Origin of the sequence: Pseudomonas sp. efr-133-TYG-103a, assembly GCF_030209235.1 — a bacterium.
Classification (GTDB): domain Bacteria; phylum Pseudomonadota; class Gammaproteobacteria; order Pseudomonadales; family Pseudomonadaceae; genus Aquipseudomonas.
The window spans coordinates 66,586-88,510 of the sequence record NZ_JARVSK010000001.1 but is presented as its reverse complement, the minus strand read 5'-3'; the positions used below and the strand labels follow the sequence as shown (position 1 = coordinate 88,510).

Annotated in this window: 24 protein-coding genes; 17 read left to right on the top strand and 7 right to left on the bottom strand. The window is 59.5% G+C overall.

Features of this window, described 5'->3' with window-relative positions; genetic code table 11:
- Positions 1-34: 34 nt before the first annotated feature.
- A complete protein-coding gene (locus QRN36_RS00475) occupies positions 35-928 on the bottom strand; it encodes a LysR family transcriptional regulator (protein WP_285422363.1) in 894 nt (297 codons plus the stop codon).
- Between the two features lie 103 nt (positions 929-1,031).
- Here QRN36_RS00475 and QRN36_RS00470 point away from each other — a divergent pair, with 103 nt between their 5' ends.
- The 8 genes from QRN36_RS00470 to rpoS all read left to right on the top strand — a co-directional run bounded on the left by QRN36_RS00470 (position 1,032) and on the right by rpoS (position 8,287).
- Positions 1,032-2,144, top strand: a complete 1,113-nt coding sequence (locus QRN36_RS00470) for an S-(hydroxymethyl)glutathione dehydrogenase/class III alcohol dehydrogenase (protein WP_093463370.1) — start codon at positions 1,032-1,034, stop codon at positions 2,142-2,144.
- A 100-nt stretch (positions 2,145-2,244) separates the two neighbouring features.
- A complete protein-coding gene (gene fghA / locus QRN36_RS00465; protein ID WP_285422362.1) occupies positions 2,245-3,090 on the top strand; it encodes an S-formylglutathione hydrolase in 846 nt (281 codons plus the stop codon).
- A 52-nt stretch (positions 3,091-3,142) separates the two neighbouring features.
- Complete coding sequence (gene ispF / locus QRN36_RS00460) at positions 3,143-3,616, top strand: 2-C-methyl-D-erythritol 2,4-cyclodiphosphate synthase (protein WP_285422361.1); 474 nt, start codon at positions 3,143-3,145, stop codon at positions 3,614-3,616.
- Complete coding sequence (gene truD / locus QRN36_RS00455) at positions 3,613-4,671, top strand: tRNA pseudouridine(13) synthase TruD (protein WP_285422360.1); 1,059 nt, start codon at positions 3,613-3,615, stop codon at positions 4,669-4,671. The genes ispF and truD overlap by 4 nt, the downstream gene beginning before the upstream one ends.
- Positions 4,659-5,408 (top strand): 5'/3'-nucleotidase SurE, encoded by a 750-nt coding sequence (gene surE, locus QRN36_RS00450; protein ID WP_285422359.1) that lies wholly within the window; start codon positions 4,659-4,661, stop codon positions 5,406-5,408. Before truD ends, surE begins: the two co-directional genes overlap by 13 nt.
- A 41-nt stretch (positions 5,409-5,449) precedes the next feature.
- Complete coding sequence (locus QRN36_RS00445) at positions 5,450-6,085, top strand: protein-L-isoaspartate(D-aspartate) O-methyltransferase (protein WP_177182139.1); 636 nt, start codon at positions 5,450-5,452, stop codon at positions 6,083-6,085.
- A 190-nt stretch (positions 6,086-6,275) separates the two neighbouring features.
- Positions 6,276-7,178, top strand: a complete 903-nt coding sequence (locus tag QRN36_RS00440; RefSeq protein ID WP_093463389.1) for a peptidoglycan DD-metalloendopeptidase family protein — start codon at positions 6,276-6,278, stop codon at positions 7,176-7,178.
- A 104-nt stretch (positions 7,179-7,282) separates the two neighbouring features.
- Positions 7,283-8,287, top strand: a complete 1,005-nt coding sequence (gene rpoS / locus QRN36_RS00435) for an RNA polymerase sigma factor RpoS (protein WP_285422358.1) — start codon at positions 7,283-7,285, stop codon at positions 8,285-8,287.
- A 570-nt stretch (positions 8,288-8,857) separates the two neighbouring features.
- On the opposite strand, the gene fdxA is transcribed toward rpoS, so the two are convergent.
- Together fdxA and mutS are read right to left on the bottom strand one after the other, a co-directional pair.
- Entirely contained in the window at positions 8,858-9,181 is a 324-nt protein-coding gene (gene fdxA, locus QRN36_RS00430) for a ferredoxin FdxA (RefSeq protein ID WP_285422357.1), read from the bottom strand.
- Between the two features lie 241 nt (positions 9,182-9,422).
- Positions 9,423-11,990: a DNA mismatch repair protein MutS gene (gene mutS / locus QRN36_RS00425; RefSeq protein ID WP_285422576.1), complete on the bottom strand. Its 2,568-nt coding sequence runs from the start codon at positions 11,988-11,990 to the stop codon at positions 9,423-9,425.
- Between the two features lie 260 nt (positions 11,991-12,250).
- Here mutS and QRN36_RS00420 point away from each other — a divergent pair, with 260 nt between their 5' ends.
- The 4 genes from QRN36_RS00420 (at position 12,251) to recX (ending at position 14,612) form a co-directional block, all read left to right on the top strand.
- A complete protein-coding gene (locus QRN36_RS00420; RefSeq protein WP_256214505.1) occupies positions 12,251-12,382 on the top strand; it encodes a hypothetical protein in 132 nt (43 codons plus the stop codon).
- Positions 12,383-12,482: 100 nt separating this feature from the next.
- Positions 12,483-12,983, top strand: a complete 501-nt coding sequence (locus QRN36_RS00415; RefSeq protein WP_285422356.1) for a CinA family protein — start codon at positions 12,483-12,485, stop codon at positions 12,981-12,983.
- A gap of 85 nt (positions 12,984-13,068) precedes the next feature.
- Positions 13,069-14,133: a recombinase RecA gene (recA, locus tag QRN36_RS00410; RefSeq protein WP_093463404.1), complete on the top strand. Its 1,065-nt coding sequence runs from the start codon at positions 13,069-13,071 to the stop codon at positions 14,131-14,133.
- An 8-nt stretch (positions 14,134-14,141) separates the two neighbouring features.
- Entirely contained in the window at positions 14,142-14,612 is a 471-nt protein-coding gene (gene recX, locus QRN36_RS00405; protein ID WP_285422355.1) for a recombination regulator RecX, read from the top strand.
- A 33-nt stretch (positions 14,613-14,645) separates the two neighbouring features.
- Here the strand turns inward: recX and QRN36_RS00400 are convergent, their stop codons facing one another.
- Positions 14,646-15,758: an LOG family protein gene (locus QRN36_RS00400; RefSeq protein ID WP_285422354.1), complete on the bottom strand. Its 1,113-nt coding sequence runs from the start codon at positions 15,756-15,758 to the stop codon at positions 14,646-14,648.
- Positions 15,759-16,225: 467 nt separating this feature from the next.
- Between QRN36_RS00400 and QRN36_RS00395 the strand changes: the two genes are divergently transcribed.
- Positions 16,226-16,417: a hypothetical protein gene (locus QRN36_RS00395; protein ID WP_285422353.1), complete on the top strand. Its 192-nt coding sequence runs from the start codon at positions 16,226-16,228 to the stop codon at positions 16,415-16,417.
- A 9-nt stretch (positions 16,418-16,426) separates the two neighbouring features.
- On the opposite strand, the gene QRN36_RS00390 is transcribed toward QRN36_RS00395, so the two are convergent.
- The gene (locus tag QRN36_RS00390; RefSeq protein WP_285422352.1) at positions 16,427-16,852 is read right to left on the bottom strand and encodes a quorum-sensing-regulated virulence factor family protein; all 426 of its coding nucleotides are present in this window, start codon (positions 16,850-16,852) and stop codon (positions 16,427-16,429) included.
- A gap of 237 nt (positions 16,853-17,089) precedes the next feature.
- On the opposite strand from QRN36_RS00390, the gene QRN36_RS00385 reads away from it, so the two are divergent.
- Positions 17,090-17,800: a tRNA-uridine aminocarboxypropyltransferase gene (locus QRN36_RS00385; protein ID WP_285422351.1), complete on the top strand. Its 711-nt coding sequence runs from the start codon at positions 17,090-17,092 to the stop codon at positions 17,798-17,800.
- Between the two features lie 11 nt (positions 17,801-17,811).
- Here QRN36_RS00385 and QRN36_RS00380 read toward each other — a convergent pair whose 3' ends face one another.
- Positions 17,812-18,696: a DMT family transporter gene (locus tag QRN36_RS00380; RefSeq protein ID WP_285422350.1), complete on the bottom strand. Its 885-nt coding sequence runs from the start codon at positions 18,694-18,696 to the stop codon at positions 17,812-17,814.
- A 226-nt stretch (positions 18,697-18,922) separates the two neighbouring features.
- Between QRN36_RS00380 and erdR the strand changes: the two genes are divergently transcribed.
- Positions 18,923-19,570, top strand: coding sequence for a response regulator transcription factor ErdR (gene erdR / locus QRN36_RS00375; RefSeq protein WP_285422349.1), 648 nt, complete (start codon positions 18,923-18,925; stop codon positions 19,568-19,570).
- Positions 19,571-19,671: 101 nt separating this feature from the next.
- The gene (locus tag QRN36_RS00370) at positions 19,672-20,040 is read left to right on the top strand and encodes a diacylglycerol kinase (protein ID WP_285422348.1); all 369 of its coding nucleotides are present in this window, start codon (positions 19,672-19,674) and stop codon (positions 20,038-20,040) included.
- Between the two features lie 55 nt (positions 20,041-20,095).
- Here QRN36_RS00370 and QRN36_RS00365 read toward each other — a convergent pair whose 3' ends face one another.
- Positions 20,096-21,022, bottom strand: a complete 927-nt coding sequence (locus QRN36_RS00365; protein ID WP_285422347.1) for a LysR family transcriptional regulator — start codon at positions 21,020-21,022, stop codon at positions 20,096-20,098.
- Between the two features lie 122 nt (positions 21,023-21,144).
- Here QRN36_RS00365 and fpr point away from each other — a divergent pair, with 122 nt between their 5' ends.
- Positions 21,145-21,924 (top strand): ferredoxin-NADP reductase, encoded by a 780-nt coding sequence (fpr, locus tag QRN36_RS00360; RefSeq protein WP_002554680.1) that lies wholly within the window; start codon positions 21,145-21,147, stop codon positions 21,922-21,924.
- Position 21,925 lies beyond the last annotated feature (1 nt).

The window sequence follows — 21,925 nt, the reverse complement described above, 5'->3', positions numbered from 1 at the left end:
TTGTAAGCGCAGATTTCTGTGGGAGCGTAGCGCTTCATTGATACTCCGGCCGCAACGCCAGTCCTGTCTTCAGATAATCCACCAGTTTTCTCACCTTCGGCGACAGGTGCCGCTGCTGCGGGTACAACGCCCACACCGCAGTGCTCGGCGGCTGATGAGCATCGAGCAGCGAGATCAATGCGCCGCTCTTGAGGTGTTCGAGCACGTAGTAATCCGGTAGCTGACACAGCCCGACCCCTTGCAACGCCGCGTCTAACACCGCCTGCCCACTGTTGCAGCGCCAGTTTCCCTGCACGCGTTGAGAAAATTCGCGGCCGTTCTGCTGCAATAACCAACTGTCCGAACTGCCGATGAGGCAGTTGTGCCGAGTCAATTCCGACACGCTGTGCGGCCGTCCATAACGTTCGAGATACGACGGCGAAGCGCAGAAATACATTCGCCTCGGCGCGAGACGCGTTGCCACCAGCCTGGATTCCTGAAGCCGACCCAGTCTGATTGCCAGGTCCATGCCCTCATGCAGCAGATCGAGCGTGTTGTTGGTCAGCTCGATGTCCACGCGCAATTGAGGATGCTCATCCATGAAGCGCGTCACCAGCGGCGTGATGAAGCGCTCGCCGTAGGCCACCGCGCAGGTCATGCGCAACAGGCCCTTTGGCTCGCTGGTCAAGTCGCTCACGGCGCGCAATGCCTCTTCCCGGCCATCCTGCAGGCGCTGGCAGTGGTGAAGGAAGGTTTGTCCCGCTTCCGTCAGCGCGACCTTTCGGGTGCTGCGGTATAGCAGACGCGTTTGAAGACGTTCCTCAAGGCGGGCAATTTGCCGACTGACATGGGACGACGACACGCCCAGACGTTCTGCCGCCGCCGTGAATTGCCCGCATTCAGCAACGGCGACGAATTCGTCCAGACCTTCCCAACGATTGGCGAACATTGATTATCCCCGTACAGCAGTAATGTTTTGCTTTCGGCCGGATTATTAATCAAACGGCACTGCTTTACACTCCGCGTTCGTTTTTACTTCGCTGGAGATCATGATGATCAAGTCACGTGCTGCCGTTGCTTTCGCGCCCAACCAACCGCTGCAGATCGTCGAGGTCGACGTCGAGGCCCCGAAAGCCGGCGAGGTTCTGATTCGCACGGTCGCTTCCGGCGTCTGCCATACCGATGCCTACACCCTGTCCGGCGCCGATTCCGAGGGCGTGTTCCCGTGCATTCTCGGGCACGAAGGTGGCGGTATCGTTGAAGCGGTAGGCGAGGGTGTGACCTCGTTGGCAGTGGGTGATCACGTGATTCCGCTGTACACCGCCGAATGCCGCGAGTGCAAATTCTGCAAGTCCGGCAAGACCAACCTCTGCCAGAAAGTCCGCGCCACTCAGGGCAAAGGCCTGATGCCCGACGGCACCACGCGTTTCAGCTACAACGGCGAGCCGGTTTACCACTACATGGGCTGCTCGACGTTCTCCGAGTACACCGTTGTGCCGGAAATTTCCCTGGCAAAAATTCCCAAGGAAGCGCCGCTGGAGAAGGTCTGCCTGCTCGGCTGCGGCGTGACCACCGGCATCGGGGCCGTGTTGAACACGGCAAAAGTCGAAGAAGGCGCGACCGTCGCGATCTTCGGCCTGGGCGGTATCGGCCTGGCTGCGATCATCGGCGCAAAAATGGCCAAGGCCTCGCGCATCATTGCCATCGACATCAACCCGGCCAAATTCGATGTGGCCCGCGAACTTGGCGCCACGGACTTCATCAACCCCAAAGAGCACAGCAAGCCCATTCAGGACGTCATCGTCGAACTCACCGATGGCGGCGTGGATTACAGCTTCGAGTGCATTGGCAACGTGCAGTTGATGCGGGCTGCATTGGAATGCTGCCACAAAGGGTGGGGCGAGTCGGTGATCATCGGTGTCGCACCGTCGGGCCACGAAATCTCCACTCGCCCGTTCCAGCTGGTCACCGGTCGCGTCTGGCGCGGTTCGGCGTTCGGTGGCGTCAAAGGCCGTACCGAGCTGCCAAGCTACGTCGAAAAATCCCAGACGGGCGAAATCCCGCTGGACACGTTCATCACCCACACCATGGGTCTGGACAAGATCAATGAGGCGTTCGACCTGATGCACGAAGGCAAAAGCATCCGTTCGGTCATTCACTTCTGAGTAGCAGCCCCAAGCTGCAAGCTGTAAGCCGCAAGAGAGCACGCCATTGTGCCGACTTGCGGCCTGCGGTTTGAAGTGTGTGGCTGGGAGGAACGATCCCATGAGTCTGGAAAACATCTCGTGCCAGAAAAGCTTCGGCGGCTGGCATAAACGTTACAAACATCACTCTGACGTGCTGGGTTGCGACATGGTGTTCGCCGTTTATCTGCCGCCTCAGGCAGAGCAGGGCGGCAAGCTTCCGGTGGTTTACTGGTTGTCAGGCCTGACCTGCACCGATGAAAACTTCATGCAGAAGGCCGGCGCCCAGCGCATTGCGGCCGAGCTTGGGGTCATCATCGTGGCGCCGGACACCAGTCCGCGTGGCGCCGATGTGCCAGGTGATCCGGACAATGCCTACGATTTCGGTCTGGGCGCAGGCTTCTACCTCAATGCCACGCAGCAGCCTTGGGCGCGGCATTACCGCATGTACGATTACGTGGTGAGCGAATTGCCCGCTCTGATCGAGGCGCACTTTCCGGCCTCGGACAAACGCAGCATCAGCGGTCACTCGATGGGCGGTCACGGCGCGCTGGTGTGTGCCTTGCGCAACCCGGGCCGGTACCAGTCGGTGTCGGCTTTTTCGCCGATCTGCAACCCGATGGATTGTGCCTGGGGTCAGAAAGCGTTCTCGCGTTATCTGGGCGAAGACCGTTCGCGCTGGCGCGAGTGGGATGCCAGCGTGCTGATCGCCGAGGCCACCGAACGTCTGCCTTTGCTGGTGGATCAGGGTGATCGCGACGACTTCCTCGCCAATCAGCTCAAGCCCGAAGTGCTGGTGCAGGCCGCTAAGGCGGTCGGCCATCCGCTGGAGTTGCGCATGCAGCCCGGCTACGACCACAGCTACTACTTCATCGCCAGCTTCATCGAGGATCATCTGCGACATCATGCGCGTGCCTTGGCGGGCTAATGTCGGACAAAGTAGGTAGAATCACGCCCTGACTTTTTCAGGGCGTTTTTTTATGCGTATTGGCCACGGCTATGATGTGCACCGTTTCGCTGAAGGCGATTTCATTACCTTGGGTGGGGTGCGGATCGCGCACACGTCCGGTCTGCTCGCGCATTCCGATGGCGATGTCCTGCTGCACGCCTTGAGCGATGCCTTGCTTGGCGCCGCCGCTCTGGGTGATATCGGCAAGCATTTTCCAGACACCGATCCGCAGTTCAAGGGCGCCGACAGCCGTGTGTTGCTGCGTCATGTGCTCAAGCAAGTGCAGGCCAAGGGCTGGAAAGTCGGCAACGTCGACGCGACCATCGTGGCTCAGGCGCCGAAGATGGCCCCGCACATCGACACCATGCGCGCGCTGATCGCTGAAGATCTGCAGGTCGACCTGGATCAGGTCAACGTCAAAGCCACCACCACCGAAAAACTCGGTTTCACCGGACGTGAAGAAGGCATCGCGGTTCACGCGGTCGCACTGTTGATCGCCGCATGACCGAACTCGAACTGCTGGGCCCGAAGGCCTATGGTGATGCGTTGGGCACCGCCGTATTGAAAGCCACCGCCGAAGACTTCCAGGTCGATGAAGTGCTGGATATCCCGTTGTCCGGCGATGGCGAGCATCTGTGGCTCTGGGTAGAAAAGCGCGGTCTGAACACCGAGGAGGCGGCTCGCCGACTGGCCAGGGCCGCAGGCGTGCCGTTGCGCACGGTCAGTTACGCCGGTTTGAAGGATCGCCAGGCGCTGACCCGCCAGTGGTTCAGCATTCAACTGCCGGGCAAGGCCGACCCGGACATGTCCTCAGCCGAAAACGACACGCTGAAAATTCTCGACAGCAAGCGACATAAACGCAAGCTGCAACGCGGCGCTCACGCCGCCAACGGATTCACCTTGCGTCTGACGCAGCTTCAGGCTGACAAAGCGGCGCTCGACGCGCGACTGGAGGCCATTCGGCTGGCCGGCATCCCGAATTATTTCGGCGCCCAGCGGTTTGGTCACGAGGGCGGCAATCTCGGTGAAGCGCGCCATTACGCCGAGCGACAGGCATTGCCGGAGCAGCGCAATGTGCGTTCGCGCCTGCTGTCGACCGCACGCAGCTATCTGTTCAATCAGGTGCTGGCTGCGCGCGTCGCCGACGGAAGCTGGCAACGGGCCCAGCCAGGCGACTTGCTCGCGTTCACCGACAGCCGCAGCTTTTTCCCTGCTGCCGAAGCGGACTGCAGCGATCCTCGGCTGGCGATTCTCGACCTGCACCCGACCGGGCCGCAGTGGGGCGAGGGGGAATCGCCAGCCTCGGGCGCCACGGCAGCGCTCGAAAACAGCATCGCCCAGCGCGAGTCGTCGCTCTGTAACTGGTTGATAAAAGCGGGAATGGAACACGAACGTCGCATCCTGCGACTGCCCATCGGGCGGTTGACGTGGCATTATCCCGAGCCTGACATTCTGCAACTGGAATTCGTCCTGCCGGCCGGATGCTTCGCCACCGCATTGGTGCGTGAACTCGTCGATCTGGTGCCGACAGGACAGACGGACAGCTCATGCGTATTCTGATTTCAAATGACGACGGGGTCACGGCACCCGGCCTTGCTGCGCTCTACGGCGCGCTCGCCGGCTACGCCGATTGTGTGGTCATCGCGCCCGATCAAGACAAAAGCGGCGCCAGCAGCTCGCTGACGCTCGATCGGCCCTTGCACCCGCACACGCTGGACAACGGCTTCATCAGCCTCAACGGTACGCCAACCGATTGCGTTCATCTGGGTCTAAACGGCCTGCTGGCGAACGAACCCGACATGGTGGTTTCCGGGATCAACCTGGGCGCCAACCTGGGCGATGACGTTTTGTATTCCGGAACGGTGGCGGCTGCCCTCGAGGGGCGGTTTCTGCAACGTCCGTCGTTTGCGTTTTCATTTTTGTCGCGCCAGGCCGATAACCTGGCAACTGCCGCGCACTATGCCCGGCTCTTGGTCGAAGCCCATGAGCAGCTCGATCTTCCACCGCGTACCGTATTGAATGTGAATATTCCAAACCTGCCGCTTGAACACGTTCGCGGCATTCAGCTGACCCGCCTGGGTCATCGCACCCGTGCAGCTGCGCCGGTTCGCGTGGTCGATCCGCGCGGCAAGGCCGGTTACTGGATCGCGGCTGCCGGCGATGCCGAAGACGGCGGCCCGGGTACGGACTTTCACGCTGTCATGCAGGGTTACGTGTCGATTACACCGTTGCAGCTGGATCGGACCTATCAGGACGGTTTCAACAGCCTGAACGCATGGCTGGAGGGAATGGCCTGATGTCGCGTGAGCAAGATGACCTGTTACGTCGTGGCGTGGGAATGACTTCCCAGCGCACCCGTGAGCGTCTGATTCAGCGGTTGTACGAAGAAGGCATTTCCAACACTCAGGTGCTGGACGTCATTCGCAAGACGCCCCGGCACCTGTTCGTCGATGAAGCGCTGGCGCATCGCGCCTATGAAGACACCGCGCTGCCCATCGGCAACAACCAGACCATCTCCCAGCCTTATATGGTTGCGCGCATGAGCGAGCTGCTGCTGGCGGCCGGTCCGCTGGACAAGGTGTTGGAGATCGGCACCGGTTCGGGCTATCAGACCGCCGTTTTGGCGCAGCTGGTCGAGCGGGTGTTTTCCGTGGAGCGCATCAAAGTGCTTCAAGATCGTGCCAAGGAGCGGTTGGTCGAGCTGAACCTGCGCAATATGGTGTTCCGCTGGGGCGATGGCTGGGAAGGCTGGCCGGCCCTCGCGCCGTACAACGGCATCATCGTGACCGCGGTTGCGACCGATGTTCCCCAGGCGCTGCTGGATCAACTGGCGCCCGGTGGCCGGTTGGTGATTCCGGTGGGTTCAGGCGAAGTCCAGCAACTGATGCTGATCATCCGCGAAGAGCATGGCTTCTCTCGGCACGTGTTAGGCGCCGTACGTTTCGTGCCGCTGCTCAACGGGCCGCTGGCGTAGGCGCTATTTTGCAGCTGCAATGAATTCCAGCAGGCGACGCCGGTCTACAGGCTGGCGTTTTGCGATGAAGACAAAGGGTGTCTGCCGCAGCGTCGCAACGAAGGTTCTACACCAGCTTTTCCATGGCTGCCTGTCATTTTCAAGACACATCAGGCAGCTTTAATTCAGTCACCAGTAAAGGGAGTGACGGGTGAGTCTCACAGTCATTCGGCAGCGTAGTTCTTCAACAAGTTTTCAGCGTCTGGTGATTGGCATTGCCCTGAGTGTCCTTCTGGTCGGCTGCTCCAGCGCGCCGTCGGGCGGCGTGCGCGTTGTGGACCGCAACAGCAGCAAGCCGGCCGCTCCCGTTCGGCAGCCGGTCACGACCGGTCAGTACGTGGTCAAGCGTGGTGACACGCTGTTTTCGATCGCATTTCGTTACGGCTGGGACTGGAAAGCGCTGGCGGCCCGCAACAACATCCCCGAGCCCTATACCATTCATGTCGGTCAGGCCATTCGCTTCGACGGACGCTCGACTTCTGGCTCGACTGCCATCGCCGCAGCGCCGGTCGTCGTCCCGCAGACGTCCACGAGCAGCAGCACCAGTTCGTCGCCTTCAGGTTCGCTGAAAACAACCGTTATATCTCGGCCCGTAGGCTCTAATCCGGTTGTTGTAGCGCCGGCAGGTTCAACTTCAACAACAACTCCGGTTAATACACCGGTGGTTGCAGGGGCGCGTTCTCCAAGCGGATGGGCCTGGCCAACTAATGGCGTTTTGATCGCCAAGTTTTCTTCAAACGGTAGTTTGAATAAAGGAATTGATATCGCTGGTGATTTGGGACAGCCTGTTTTAGCCGCGTCTGATGGTTCAGTGGTATACGCCGGAAGTGGATTAAGGGGCTACGGCGAATTAGTAATCATCAAACACAGCGATACCTACGTCAGTGCTTACGGTCATAACCGTAGGCTGTTGGTTCGGGAGGGGCAGCAGGTCAAGGCAGGGCAAACAATCGCCGAGATGGGATCGACCGGAACTGACCGGGTGAAACTGCATTTTGAGATTCGCCGTCAGGGTAAGCCTGTAGATCCACTGGAATTCTTGCCACGTCGTTGATCGGTTGTCAGCCTGTTCCTGCCGTAGAGGGGACAGGCTCAAGTGCTGCCACGGAAAAAGGCGCCACTGGAGCTTGAGGTCGAACTCATCAAAGGACTATAACAATGGCTCTCAACAAAGAAGCGCCGGAGTTTGACATAGACGACGAGGTCCTCCTTATGGAGCACGGGATCGTCCTGGATTCTGCAACGGATGAGAAGCCAGCTACACCTTCTGTTCGTGCAAAGACCAAAAACTCCGCAGCGCTCAAGCAGCACAAGTACATCGACTACACGCGGGCACTGGATGCCACGCAGCTGTATCTCAACGAAATCGGCTTTTCTCCTTTGCTCTCTCCGGAAGAAGAGGTTCACTTTGCGCGTCTGTCGCAAAGTGGCGATCCGGCCGGACGCAAACGCATGATTGAAAGCAATCTGCGGCTGGTGGTGAAAATCGCCAGACGCTACGTCAATCGTGGCCTGTCATTGCTGGACCTGATCGAAGAGGGCAATCTCGGCCTGATTCGGGCGGTCGAGAAATTCGATCCTGAACGCGGCTTCCGCTTCTCCACATACGCCACCTGGTGGATCCGTCAGACCATCGAGCGCGCGATCATGAATCAGACGCGGACCATCCGCCTGCCGATTCATGTGGTCAAGGAGCTCAACGTCTACCTGCGTGCGGCCCGCGAGCTGACGCAAAAGCTCGATCACGAACCTTCCCCTGAAGAGATTGCCAACCTGCTCGAAAAGCCGGTCTGCGAGGTCAAGCGCATGCTCGGGCTGAATGAGCGTGTGTCCTCCGTCGACGTCTCGCTGGGTCCGGACTCGGACAAAACCCTGCTGGATACGCTTACCGATGATCGGCCCACCGATCCCTGCGAGCTGCTGCAGGACGACGATCTTTCCCAGAGCATCGATCAATGGCTGTCTGAGCTCACCGACAAGCAGCGCGAGGTTGTCGTGCGGCGGTTCGGTCTGCGTGGCCATGAGAGCAGTACCCTTGAAGACGTAGGGCTGGAGATCGGTCTGACCCGGGAACGTGTCCGGCAGATCCAGGTTGAAGGGCTCAAGCGTCTGCGGGAAATTCTAGAGAAGAACGGCCTGTCCAGTGAGTCATTGTTTCAATGATCCCATGATGCTCTGTTATAACTAATAGCCAGTTAGCATCATCCAGAGCCCCGACTAGTCGGGGCTTTTTAATGTTTCAATTTGATGTTTTTCGGGCGCTGACTTCACGTTTATTTTCCTACATGTATGTCGACTTTAATATTTTATTAACTGTGGGTGGTACTTACTTTAGTTGTAAGACTTCTCTCACACGTCTTGTCAGTCATCGACTTTTTTTGCGACGGGCTGAATCGCTAAAGCGTGACGGGTAAAACTTATCCGGCTGATTTTCCTGTGTTTTATCAGCTGGCTTATTCGCAGGATGAATTGTTTTGAAAAGTGCGCACCCTTGCCCACCGTTCAGAAATCATTAATATCAGGACTGTACCGACGGATTGGTACAGGCGGTCAAGGAAGACTGCTCAAGGACATCGCAGGACGCGATTCATCAGGATGATGAAAACGGATTAAAGGGATTATGGAAAAAATGTGGGCGGGTCATACCGCCCCTTTTTTCGTCTGCAGAAAAGTGCGGTGTCGCCCTGCAGAAATGCAAATGGCCCCGAAGGGCCATTGCGCGAGCAGCACCACTCAGCGTTCGAGATCTGCGATCTTGCCGGTCTTGCCATCCCACTCTTCAGCGTCAGGCAGGGCATCCTTGCGCTCGGTGATGTTCGGCCAGACGTCAGCCAGCTCGGCGTTGAGCTCGATGAAGTTCTCCATGCCAGCCGGAACCTCGTCTTCGGAGAAGATCGCGTTGGCCGGGCATTCAGGCTCGCAGAGCGCGCAGTCGATGCACTCATCCGGGTGAATCACCAGGAAATTCGGGCCTTCGTAAAAGCAGTCCACCGGACAGACTTCTACGCAGTCGGTGTACTTGCACTTGATGCAGTTGTCGGTGACGACGAAGGTCATTTCTAATTCTCTCCTCAGGCGGCGGAAGCAAGGCCGTTCAATCAGGCTTGCCAGGTTCGGGAGTCCCCCGGGCCGTGAAAACTCAGCTTGTCGAGCAACGCGGCAGGCAAGGCGACCTTGCGCTGCGTTGTCCGACCTTGGTTCGCTGCGTTCAAACGCGGCCAGGATTGCTGTGAAGCCAGGCTAAAAGCTCACAGCGTCCCAAACCGCGCGGGATTCTAACAGCTTGTTACCAATCCCGTTAGATGCGTGTTTGCATCGAATACAACAACTCCAGCGCCTGACGCGGTGTCAGGTCATCGACTTTCAGGTTCGACAACTCATCCAGCACCGGGTGCGGCAGGCTGGCGAACAGGTCGCTCTGCATCGGTACCGGCGGCTTGCCTGGCTTTGATCTGGGCTGCTCATGGGGAAGGCTGGTGGTCTCCAAGCGCAACAGATGCTCCTTCGCGCGGCTGATGACCTTGCCTGGAACCCCCGCCAGCTGGGCCACGGCCAGGCCATAGCTCTGACTCGCCGGTCCTGGCAGCACGCGGTGCAAGAAGACAATGCGCTCGTTATGCTCGGTGGCGTTGAGATGAACGTTGGCGACCAACGGTTCACTTTCAGGCAACACCGTCAGCTCGAAATAGTGCGTCGCGAACAACGTGTACGCGCGCAACTGGGCGAGACATTCTGCCGCAGCCCATGCCAGCGAAAGGCCGTCGAAGGTACTGGTACCGCGGCCGACTTCGTCCATCAGCACCAGGCTCTTGTCGGTAGCGTTGTGCAGGATGTTCGCGGTTTCGCTCATCTCCACCATGAAGGTCGAGCGTCCCCCTGCCAGATCATCGCTCGAGCCGATGCGCGTGAAGATGCGGTCAACCAGCGACAGCTCGCAGCTCGCGGCCGGTACGAAGCTGCCGATGTGCGCCAGCAGCACGATCAACGCGGTCTGACGCATGTAGGTCGACTTACCCCCCATGTTCGGGCCTGTAATGACCAGCATCCGGGTGTTGTCGTTGAGGTCCAGATCGTTGGCCACGAACGGCGAGGAGAGCACCTGCTCAACCACCGGATGACGACCTTGCTCGATGCGCATGCACGGCTCGTCGGTGAAACGTGGGCGGTTCAGGTCCAGATTCAGGGCGCGCTCGGCCAGATTGCTCAGGACGTCCAGTTCGGCCAAGGCTGCGGCGGTATCCTGCAGCGGCGCGAGATGGCCGATGAGGTCTTCGAGCAGCGCCTCGTAGAGCATTTTTTCCCGGGCCAGCGCGCGGCTCTTGGCAGACAGCGCCTTGTCCTCGAACTCTTTCAGTTCCGGCGTGATGAAGCGCTCGGCGCCCTTGAGCGTCTGCCGGCGGATGTAATCGGCAGGTGCCTGTTCGGCCTGTTTGCTCGGCAGTTCAATGAAATAGCCGTGTACGCGGTTGTAACCGACCTTGAGATTGGCAAGACCGGTGCGCGCTTTCTCGCGGGTTTCCAGGTCGATCAGGAACTGCCCGGCGTTCTCGCTCAGGGACAGCAGCTCATCGAGCTCGGCGTCGTAGCCGGTCTTCAGCACGCCGCCGTCACGAATGACCGCAGGCGGGTTGTCGATGATCGCGCGTTGCAGCAGATCGGCCAGCTCGGGGTAAGTGCTCGTGGTTGTGGCCAGTTGCTGAATGTGAGGCGCTTCGAGCTCAGCCAGTGCCCGTTGCAATTCAGGCAGCGCGCCCAGGGCGTCGCGCAGGCGCGCCAAGTCGCGAGGTCTGGCGTTGCGCAGGCCGATACGGGCGAGGATGCGCTCGATATCACCGATTTCCTTCAGCTGTGGCTGCAGGTTTTCAAAGCGATAGCGTTCCAGGAAGCACCCGATCGACTCCTGCCGGGCTTGCAGTACGGCAAGGTCGCGCAACGGGCGATTCAGCCAGCGGGTCAGCAAGCGCGTCGCCATTGCCGTCTGGCAGCGGTCCATGACTGACTGCAGCGTGTTGTCGCGCCCACCGGCAAGGTTGGTGTCCAGCTCCAGATTGCGGCGACTCGCGCCATCCAGAATCACCGTGTCGTCCATGCGCTCGTGACGCAGGCTGCGCAGATGTGGCAACGCGGTGCGTTGAGTTTCCTTCGCGTAGCCCAGCAGGCAGCCGGCGGCGCCAATCGCCAGGGTCAGGTTTTCGCAGCCGAAGCCTTTCAGGTCCTGGGTGGAAAACTGCTGACACAAACTCTTGTGGGCCGAATCGCGTTCGAAATCCCACGGCGCACGGCGGCGCGCACCTCGGCGTTTTTCCGCAGGCAATCCTTGCGGCCAGTCATCGGGGATCAGCAGCTCGACCGGGTTTATGCGTTCAAGCTCGGCCAGCAGGTTTTCCCAGCCTTTGATCTCCTGAACCGTGAAGTTGCCGCTGGTGATGTCCAGCACGGCCAGCCCGAACAGGCGCTCATCACCCAGCACGGCCGCGATCAGGTTGTCGCGGCGCTCATCGAGCAGCGCCTCGTCGCTGACCGTGCCCGGGGTAATGATGCGCACGACCTGACGCTCCACCGGGCCTTTGCTGGTCGCCGGATCGCCGATCTGTTCGCAGATCACCACCGATTCGCCCAGCTTCACCAGCTTGGCCAGATACCCTTCCGCAGCGTGATAAGGAATTCCGCACATGGGAATGCTTTGCCCCGCCGACTGGCCACGGGCGGTCAGGGTGATGTCGAGCAGCTTCGCCGCCTTCTTGGCGTCTTCGTAGAAGATCTCGTAGAAGTCGCCCATGCGATAAAACATCAACTGCTCAGGATGCTGGTTCTTCAGCTTCCAGTACTGTTGCATCATGGGCGTGTGCGAAGAGAGGTCGGAAATTGCTTTATTCATCAGTTATTTAGGCAAATTCGTTGGGAGATTGAGGCAAATGAAGGGTGACGCGTGGAATTCCACCTACGTGGTCCGACGTCAGATCCGATTGCTTTTGCGATGGGCGCAAGGTTACCACGCGTGACTCTCAGCCGCAGTTCCGGGTTATTGGTCACCGGGCGTTTCCGGACCCACACACGACGCCGATGACTGTCTAGGATGTCGAGGCACCGCTCGAATCAGGCGGGATTTCAGACAAGGATCGTTATATGCAACGCAAGCGTGGAAGAGACTCAACCAACGGCCGGTTCATTCCGCTGGAAGAGGCCAAGCGCCGTCCGCGGGAAACCGTCATTGAAACCGTGAAAAAACCCTGTCCCGAGAAACGGGAACCTGCATAAATGCCTCGACAGGGCGCGGCCCCTTCAACGCCGCGTCCTGCCTTGCACATCAACCATGCTCGTGTAGCGTGGACGCCTTGACCGATACGGAGAACCCTTTGTGGATGAGATCACTCAGTTGGCCGCAACGCTTGGCTCGCAACTCTTGAGCGTCGGCGCTCAGGTCAGCACGGCCGAGTCTTGCACCGGCGGCGGGATTGCCGAGGCCATCACTCGCATTCCCGGCAGTTCGGCCTGGTTCGAAGCCGGTTACGTCACCTATTCCAACACTCAGAAAACCCGGCAGCTGGACGTGCCGCAAGAATTGTTCGCACGCGCTGGCGCCGTCAGTCGGGAAGTGGTCGAGGCCATGGCACGTGGTGCGCAGGCCCACAGCGCTTCGCATTTCTCGGTGGCCGTCAGCGGCGTCGCAGGTCCCGATGGCGGCTCCGCGGAGAAACCGGTCGGCACGGTCTGGATCTGTTGGGGAGCCGGTGAGCAGCTGATCGCTCGACGCTTTCAGTTCGCCGGTGATCGCGATGCCGTGCGCCGACAAACGGTGGAGGCCGCGCTAGAGGGGCTGATCCAGCTCGCTCGTGGAGAAATACCAAATCGGGGGTAGGCGCGCGCTCAACCCTGTGGAATAATACTGGCTACTTATACAGTTATATCGGCCGTCAGGCTTAACCGATTACGAGAGGACTTCAATGGACGACAACAAGAAGAAAGCCTTGGCTGCGGCCTTGGGTCAGATCGAGCGCCAGTTCGGCAAAGGTGCCGTAATGCGCATGGGTGACCATGACCGCCAGGCTATTCCTGCTATCTCCACCGGCTCATTGGGCCTCGATATCGCACTGGGTATCGGCGGTTTGCCAAAAGGCCGGATCGTTGAAATCTATGGCCCGGAATCTTCGGGTAAAACCACCATGACCCTGTCGGTGATCGCCGAAGCCCAGAAAATGGGTGCCACGTGCGCATTCGTCGACGCCGAACACGCGCTCGACCCTGAGTACGCGGGCAAGCTGGGCGTCAACGTCGACGACCTGCTGGTATCGCAGCCGGACACCGGCGAGCAGGCGCTCGAAATCACCGACATGCTGGTGCGCTCCAACGCCATCGACGTGATCGTCGTCGACTCCGTCGCCGCGCTGGTGCCGAAGGCTGAAATCGAAGGTGAAATGGGCGACATGCACGTCGGCCTGCAGGCCCGTCTGATGTCTCAGGCGCTGCGCAAGATCACCGGTAACATCAAGAATGCCAACTGCCTGGTCATCTTCATCAACCAGATCCGTATGAAAATCGGCGTGATGTTCGGCAGCCCGGAAACCACCACCGGTGGTAACGCGCTGAAGTTCTACGCATCGGTTCGTCTGGACATCCGCCGCACCGGCGCGGTGAAAGAAGGCGACGAAGTCGTTGGTAGCGAAACCCGCGTAAAAGTCGTGAAGAACAAGGTCGCTCCGCCGTTCCGTCAGGCCGAGTTCCAGATCCTCTACGGCAAGGGTATCTACCGTAACGGCGAAATCATTGACCTGGGTGTATTGCATGGCCTGCTGGAGAAGTCCGGCGCATGGTACAGCTACCAGGGCAGCAAGATCGGCCAGGGTAAAGCCAACTCCGCGAAATTCCTGCAGGACAACCCGGAAATCGGCGCCACCCTCGAGAAGCAGATTCGCGAGAAACTGCTGACTGCCGCTCCTGACGTCAAAGCCCAGTCTTCTCGCGTAGCCGAGGACGACGTGGCTGAGATCGAAGCTGACGCGGATCTCTGATTCCTGTCATGTCGGTAGAGCTTGATACGCCCGTCGCAGTACGGCGTAGTGCAATGGACCTGCTCGCACGTCGCGAGCATGGTCGAGTCGAGCTGACGCGCAAGTTGCGTCAGCGCGGCGCCCCCCCTGAATTGATCGAAGCAGCTCTTGACCGCCTGACGGAAGAGGGTTTGCTCAGCGAATCACGTTACCTCGAAAGCTTTGTTTCTTACCGTGCCCGTTCCGGATACGGTCCTTTGCGTATCCGCGAAGAACTCGGCCAGCGCGGTCTGCAGCGCAATGATATCGAACAGGCGCTTCGCGAATGTGGCGTCGACTGGCGGGAGAAGCTGGAAGAATGCTGGCGCCGCAAGTATGCCGGGCGGTTGCCGGCCGATATGCGTGAGCGGGGTCAACAAATGCGATTTCTGAGCTACCGAGGATTTCCCCCGGAATTGATTGGCAAGCTATTAAGCGGCAAAGGCGGGGGCGACGACTGATCGGTCCTCCGCCTTCATCATGCGGGTTGACGGTCAGGGGATTTTTACGGACTCCAGGTCACGCACTTGAGGTTGGGCCGTTTTCGCCCAGTTCTCGCTCAGGTTGATGTAATCGACCAGTTCGCGCAGGCGACCGTGGTTGCGGCCATTGAATTTGAACGCCAGGCGCGTCAAATGGCTGAACTGCTCCTCTTCGTGTTCTTTCTGATACCCATGCTGATGAAAGTCGTCGCTCAGGCACAGGTCGGCGAACGCCTGCTGCATGTGTGCCAACGCTTGTTCGCTCAGCGGGTGATGCATGCGAATGACGAATGAGTTCTTCAGCCAGCGGCTCGAGTGGAAGTTGCTGTAGAACTGATTGATTTCGGCGACGGCCTCGTCTGCCGTGTAGACCAGTTTCAGCAGGTTCATGTCAGTGGGCAGGATGTAGCGATTGGCTTCCAATTCGTTCCTGATGAACGTCAGGGCACCTTCCCAGAAGGTCCCGCCCGGCGCATCCAGCAGCACGATGGGCACGAGGGGGCTTTTGCCGGTCTGAATGAGGGTCAGCACTTCCAGTGCTTCGTCCAGCGTGCCGAACCCGCCAGGGCACAGCACCAGCGCGTCGGCCTCTTTGACGAAAAACAGCTTGCGGGTAAAGAAGAAATGGAACGGCAGCAGGTTTCCAGTGCCGTCCACGGTCGCATTGGCATGCTGTTCGAACGGCAAGGTGATATTGAAACCCAGACTGTAATCCAGGCCCGCGCCTTCATGCGCCGCGGCCATGATTCCGCCGCCGGCACCGGTGATGACCATCAGATCGGATGCTGCCAGCTTCATGCCCAGCTCCCGGGCCAGGGCGTACATCGGATGTTCGATCGGTGTGCGGGCCGAGCCGAAAACCGTGACCTTCCGACGACCCTTGAACTGATCGAGCACGCGGAAGGCGTTTTCGAGTTCGCGCAGAGCCTGCAGTGTGATTTTCGCATTCCAGCGGTTGCGGTCGTCCTGAGCCATACGCAGGACCGTGAGCATCATGTCGCGATAGAGCGCGAGGTTGGGGCTGTTTGGAGCGATCTGGGCGAGCTGTTCGTCGACCTTGCGGGTGAGGTCGATTCCATTGCCCTGAAAATGCAGAGATAGGGCGTCATTGGGTACATAAGGCATTCAAACGTTCTCCTTTTGCAAAATCATCGATCCTGACTGTTACATCAAGAGCACGACGCTTCGTGCGTCGCTGCGCCTCGCGCATCGAAATGGCCTGCAACACCTGGCGACGGCGGGCGGCGCACTGATTCTGGCGATGTCCTTGGATGGTAGAGCACAGTGCGAGTTACACGAATCACTGGCAACCCCTGTTGATTTGCCAAGTGTGATCAGACGTAACGGTGTGCAAACCCGATGGGATGGATGATGTGCCCGAACATCCGGGCTGGCAATGGTCACATCAGGATCCCATTCGTCGGACTGCCCGGTGTGCGGTCTGCCCTCTGATTTACTGAAATCATGGCAGGCAAGGGTCGTTGCAACCTGGATAGCGCCGACACCACTCGTATCACCGTGGCGTCTGCGGACAGTCATCGAGTTTGCCCACATCAAGCGGAGGGTGTGGACGAGCCATGGAGGGGTGTGAAATGGAGATCAGGCTGGAAGTCGATCAGAACTTGTATCGCTTGTTGATCGAGGCGGCGCGCGATAACCATCGCACCCTCGAGCAAGAGTGCGTGAAGCGGCTGGAGCAGGGTGGCAGACGCTCGTTTTATCTGCAGGCGGTACTGGCGGAGTTGCGCGCCGAAGAACAGCAGCGGCGCGCATCCTGTCACTGAAAGGCGGAGTTATTTCTTCTTCACAGGCGGCTTGGCAGCGCAGTCGGCGGCGGTGATTTGCTGAGTGGTAATCGCGCGGCCGGTCTTGTATTCCTTGAACTCATAACGCAGGGTCGCGCCCTTGGCCATCAGTTGGCGGTAGCCGGCATTGCGGCAGACGCTGGTGCCCAGCTGGCGACCGACCAGATCCGGGTTCTCGCGCATTTGTGCAGCCTGACCGGATTGCACGCTCAGGTGGTTGATGAGCATCTTGCCATCGACCGTATAGCCCTCGTCGAGAATGTCTTCGTTGATCGCGCGGGGAGTGCCGGCGCTGCTTTCTTTCGCGACTTTTTCAAGCATCTGGCTCAGTTCGTAATCCTGTTTGGACGCCGCATGGGCGCACAGCGGAGCGACGAGCAAAAGCGTGAGAGTGGGAGCGATGAAGCGCAGCATTGGATTCTCCTGGTGCATGGACGGGTGGTGCAAAGGCTGGCCGTTGGACCGGTCACATCCGAAGGCGTTCACTGGCGGCATGAGTGCTTTCAGGGCCCGCCAGTATAGGGGAGTCGGCTGCGCGGGCACCAGAGAACACGGCGCTTCTGATAGACTGCGCCGACTTTTTACCTGCCGGATATCCAATGTGCCGCTGCCTTTCTGCCCGCCTGTGATTTTGCCAGCGCGGTCACATTCATGAGCCACGCCGTTTCCCGTCTGCGCGCCGAAAGGCTCGCCCGAAGCACGCGGCCGTTCATCGCCCGAGGCTCCCGCGCTCCCCGATGCAGCGACTGTCGGGTCATTGAAAGTTATTGCCTGTGCGCCTGGAAGCCGACGGTCCCGGCACGGTCGGCCGTGTGCCTGCTGATGTACGACACCGAACCGCTCAAACCGACCAATACCGGCTGGTTGATCGCCGACGTGGTCAAGGACACCGAGGCGTTCGGCTGGTCGCGAGTTGACGTGGATGAAAAGCTGCCGGCGCTGCTGAACGATCCGCAGTGGCAGCCTTATATTGTCTTTCCGGGCGAATTCGTGGCGCCTGAGCGAGTCGTGACCGAAGTGCGGGTTGCGGATGGCAAGCGTCCGCTGTTCATTCTGCTGGACGCGACGTGGCCGGAAGCGCGCAAGATGTTTCGCAAAAGTCCGTATCTGAACCACTTGCCCGTGTTGAGTCTTCAACCTGAGCAAATGTCGCGCTATCGGCTGCGTCGATCCAAGCGTGACGACCATTTCTGCACGGCGGAAGTGGCCGCTTTATGCCTGGAACTGGCGGGAGACCAGCAGGCCGCAGCGGTTCTGGATGCTTATCTGGACGTGTTCAGCGCCCACTACCTGGGCGCGAAATTCCAACTGCCGATTGATCCGGATGATGCTGCGCACACTCACCTTAAGGCGTTTCTGTAGGACGGCTGCACTCAGGCTGTGGCCTTTCTCGGCCACAGTTGTGCGAGCAGCATGCCCGCCAGCATCAAGGCACAGCCGATGTAACCGCGCATCTGCAACGCCTCGCCCAATACCCAGGCGCCGGCTATCGCTGCAAATACCGCTTCGAGCGAAAGAATGATCGCAGCATGGGACGCAATGGCGTCCTTCTGCGCCACCACCTGCAGGGTGTAGCCGATACCCACCGCGATCACGCCGCCATACAGCAACGCCGGCGCTGCACCGATGATGGCTTGTAGGGAGACGGGTTCAAAAATCACGGCCAGAACCAGGCTCACCAGCGAGCAGGTGGCGAACTGCAGGAAGGCAAGGCGGATGGGATCGTGGCGGCTGGCGAAGATGCCGACCAGTATCACATGACCGCCCCACACGAACGCGCCGATCAGTTGCAGCCAGTCACCCGACGCTACTTGAAAGTTGTCGCCCACGCTCAGCAGGAACATCCCGACCACCGCCAACAGGCAGCCGAGCCATGTGCCCATCCCGGTTTTGTGGCCCAGCAACAGTCCCAAAAGCGGAACTACAATCACATACAGCCCGGTGATGAAGCCCGAATTGGTGACGCTGGTGAAGAGCAGGCCGACCTGCTGCAGGTTGATCCCGAGCGCCAGCGCCAGGCCCATGATCACGCCGCCTTGAAGCAGCCCACGCGTCAACAGAGGCTCGGGGGCAGGGCCGCTGACAGGACGGCGAAGGAGCAACGGCACCAGGCAAATGGAGCCCAGCGCGAAGCGCAGACCTGAAAACAGGTAGGGGCCGATGTGGTCCATGCCCGCCGTCTGCGCGACGAATCCGGAGCCCCAGATCATGGCGGTCAGGAGCATGAGCAGGTCCGCTCGCAGGGCGTGTTTTCGCATGGTGGCACTCGCAGGAATCAAGGGCGCAGACTTTGCCGTAAAGCGCGAAGCTTGACCACCCCGGATTCGCTGGGCATCCTTGGCGCCGCGCGAATGCTGGAGCGCCGTGTTCTGTCTGGTTTTGACGTTGATGCGCCGCGTTGGCGCAGCGTTTACAGGCCGGCATTTTCGGATGCCATCGTGGGGGCTGAATCCGTCGGCGCTCACTCATAAACAGGATCATTAAATGACCTACGAAATCCTGATCGCCGATGACCACCCTTTGTTTCGTAGCGCTCTGCATCAGGCGTTGAGCCTGGGCCTGGGGCCTGATGCCCGGCTGGTGGAAGCTGAAAGCATTGCTGACCTGGAAGCGCGTCTGACTGAAAAGTCCGACTGGGATCTGGTTCTGCTCGACCTGAACATGCCTGGCGCGTATGGGTTCTCGGGTCTGGTGCTGCTGCGCGGACAATACCCGCAAGTCCCGGTGGTGATGGTGTCGGCGCAGGAAGAAGCGGCGGTCGTGGTCAAATCCCGTGAGTTCGGCGCCAGCGGTTTCATCCCCAAGTCCAGCTCGCTCGAAACCATTCAGAAAGCGGTGCGCATGGTCCTGGACGGTGATGTCTGGTGGCCGCCGCAGGTGAATGAAAGTGTCAGCGTTTCAGCCGAAGCCAAGGCCGCCAGCGAAGGCCTTGCCAGCCTTACGCCGCAGCAGTTCCGGGTGCTGACGATGGTCTGCGAAGGCCTGCTCAACAAGCAGATTGCTTATGAGTTGAGCGTTTCCGAAGCCACCATCAAGGCTCATGTCACGGCCATTTTCCGCAAACTGGGCGTGCGTACCCGCACTCAGGCCGCGCTGCTGCTCCAGCAACTCGAGTCCATCGCGCCTGGCTGATCGGCTCACCCATCATTTTCTGGCAGGTGCGGCAGTCCTTCACACTTTTTTGACTGCCGCCGCACTAGCCTCCACGCTCTTCATTGCTCAGTAGCTTCTTTATGACGTCGCCATTCAAAGGCCAGACCGGCCTGAAACGTATCCTCAATGCATCCGGTTATTCGTTCGACGGCCTGACCGCGGCCTTCAAAGGTGAAGCTGCGTTCCGTCAACTGGTTCTGCTCAACGTCGTCCTGATCCCGGTTTCATTCCTGTTTCACGTGAGTCGCGGCGAGCGCGCGATCCTGATCGCCGTGTGCCTGCTGGCGTTGATCGTCGAGTTGTTGAACTCGGCCATTGAAGCGGCCATCGACCGGATTTCCCTGGAACGGCATCCGCTGTCCAAGAATGCCAAAGACATGGGCAGCGCCGCGCAGTTCGTGGCGTTGAGCATGATCGCAGTGGTCTGGGGCTTGATTCTGCTGGGGTGACACGCGCCTCACAACATCACTGGCTGTTGCAGCGCGTCCCAGTACAGGGCGCGCGTCAGGCGATATTGGGCAGCACGATCTCATCGCTGCGACGCACATTGGCGGTGAGCGAGCGGCACAGGTCGAGGAATTCGCGGATAGCCGATGTCTGATATTTCTGCTTGTGCCAGATGAAATAAAACTGGCGCACCAGGTCCAGCTCCGGTGTTTCCACCGCAACCAGACTGCCGCGACGAAACGCATCACGCAGCGCCAGGCGTGAAATGCAGCCGATCCCGAGACCGGACTCAACCGCGCGTTTGATGGCCTCGGTGTGTTCCAGCTCCAGCCGTACGTTCAGGCTGTTCAAATGATGACGCATGGCTTGATCGAAGGTCAGGCGCGTCCCCGATCCTTGCTCGCGCAGAATCCAGGCTTCCCGGGTCAGCTCCTCGAGTGTCGCCTGACCACGGCGGGCGAGTGGATGCTGCGGTGCGCAGAAGACCACCAGTTCGTCCTCCACCCAGGTCTGCACTTCGATGTCGGGATGACTGCAATCACCCTCGATCAGTCCCAGATCAATTTCGTAATGGGCGACCTGCTGCACGATATTGGCGGTGTTCTGCACATGCAGTTTCACGTGGCTTTCGGGATGACGCTGCATGAAACTGCCGATCAGCAGCGTGGCCAGATAATTGCCGATCGTGAGTGTTGCGCCGACGGCCAGCGAGCCGAAGCCGGATTTGCCATTGAGCAGGTCTTCGATTTCCTTGGCCTGATCGAGCAGGGCCACCGCCTGAGGCAGTAACTGTCGCCCGGTCGCATTCAGGCTCAGCCGTTTGCCTGCCCGGTCGAACAGCTGGCAGCTGGACTGGCGTTCCAGTTCGGTGATGGAGGTGCTGGCCGCAGACTGCGATAAAGACAGCTGCACGGCGGCGCGGGAAACGCTTTCCTGCTGGGCCACGGCGACGAACACTTGCAGCTGGCGGAGAGTAAATCGCATATCTATATAACCGATAACCCATATCTTGATAATTCAGTTAACAGATATTGTGTCTGCCACTAGAATATCGCGCAATGGCGCTTTGACTGGCGCAAGCAAATATTCAGGAGTTCCTACGTACCATGAGCAACATGAATCACGAGCGTGTCCTCAGCGTTCATCACTGGAACGACACCCTCTTCAGTTTCAAGTGCACCCGTGATCCAGGTCTGCGCTTCGAGAACGGTCAGTTCGTCATGATCGGTCTGCAGCAGCCAAACGGGCGCCCGCTCATGCGCGCATATTCCATCGCCAGCCCGAACTGGGAAGAGCATCTGGAGTTCTTCAGCATCAAGGTGCCCGACGGCCCGCTGACCTCGCAGCTGCAACACCTGAAGGAAGGCGACGAAATCATCATCAGCAAAAAGCCGACGGGCACGCTGGTCCTCGATGACCTCAAGCCGGGCAAGCATCTGTACCTGCTCAGCACCGGTACCGGTCTGGCGCCGTTCATGAGCGTCATCCAGGACCCTGAAACCTACGAGCGTTTCGAGAAAGTCATTCTGTGCCACGGTGTGCGTTACGTGAACGAAGTCGCCTACCGCGAATTCATCACCGAGCACCTGCCGCAGAACGAATTCTTCGGCGAGGCGCTGCGAGACAAGCTGATCTATTACCCGACCGTCACCCGCGAGCCTTTCGAAAACGAAGGCCGCCTGACCGATCTGATGCGCAGCGGCAAGCTGTTCAGCGACATCGGTCTGCCGCCGATCAACCCGCAGGACGACCGCGCCATGCTGTGCGGCAGCCCGAGCATGCTCGACGAAACCAGCGAAGTGTTGAACAGCTTCGGTCTGACCGTTTCGCCACGCATGCGTGAGCCGGGTGACTACTTGATCGAGCGCGCATTCGTCGAGAAGTGAA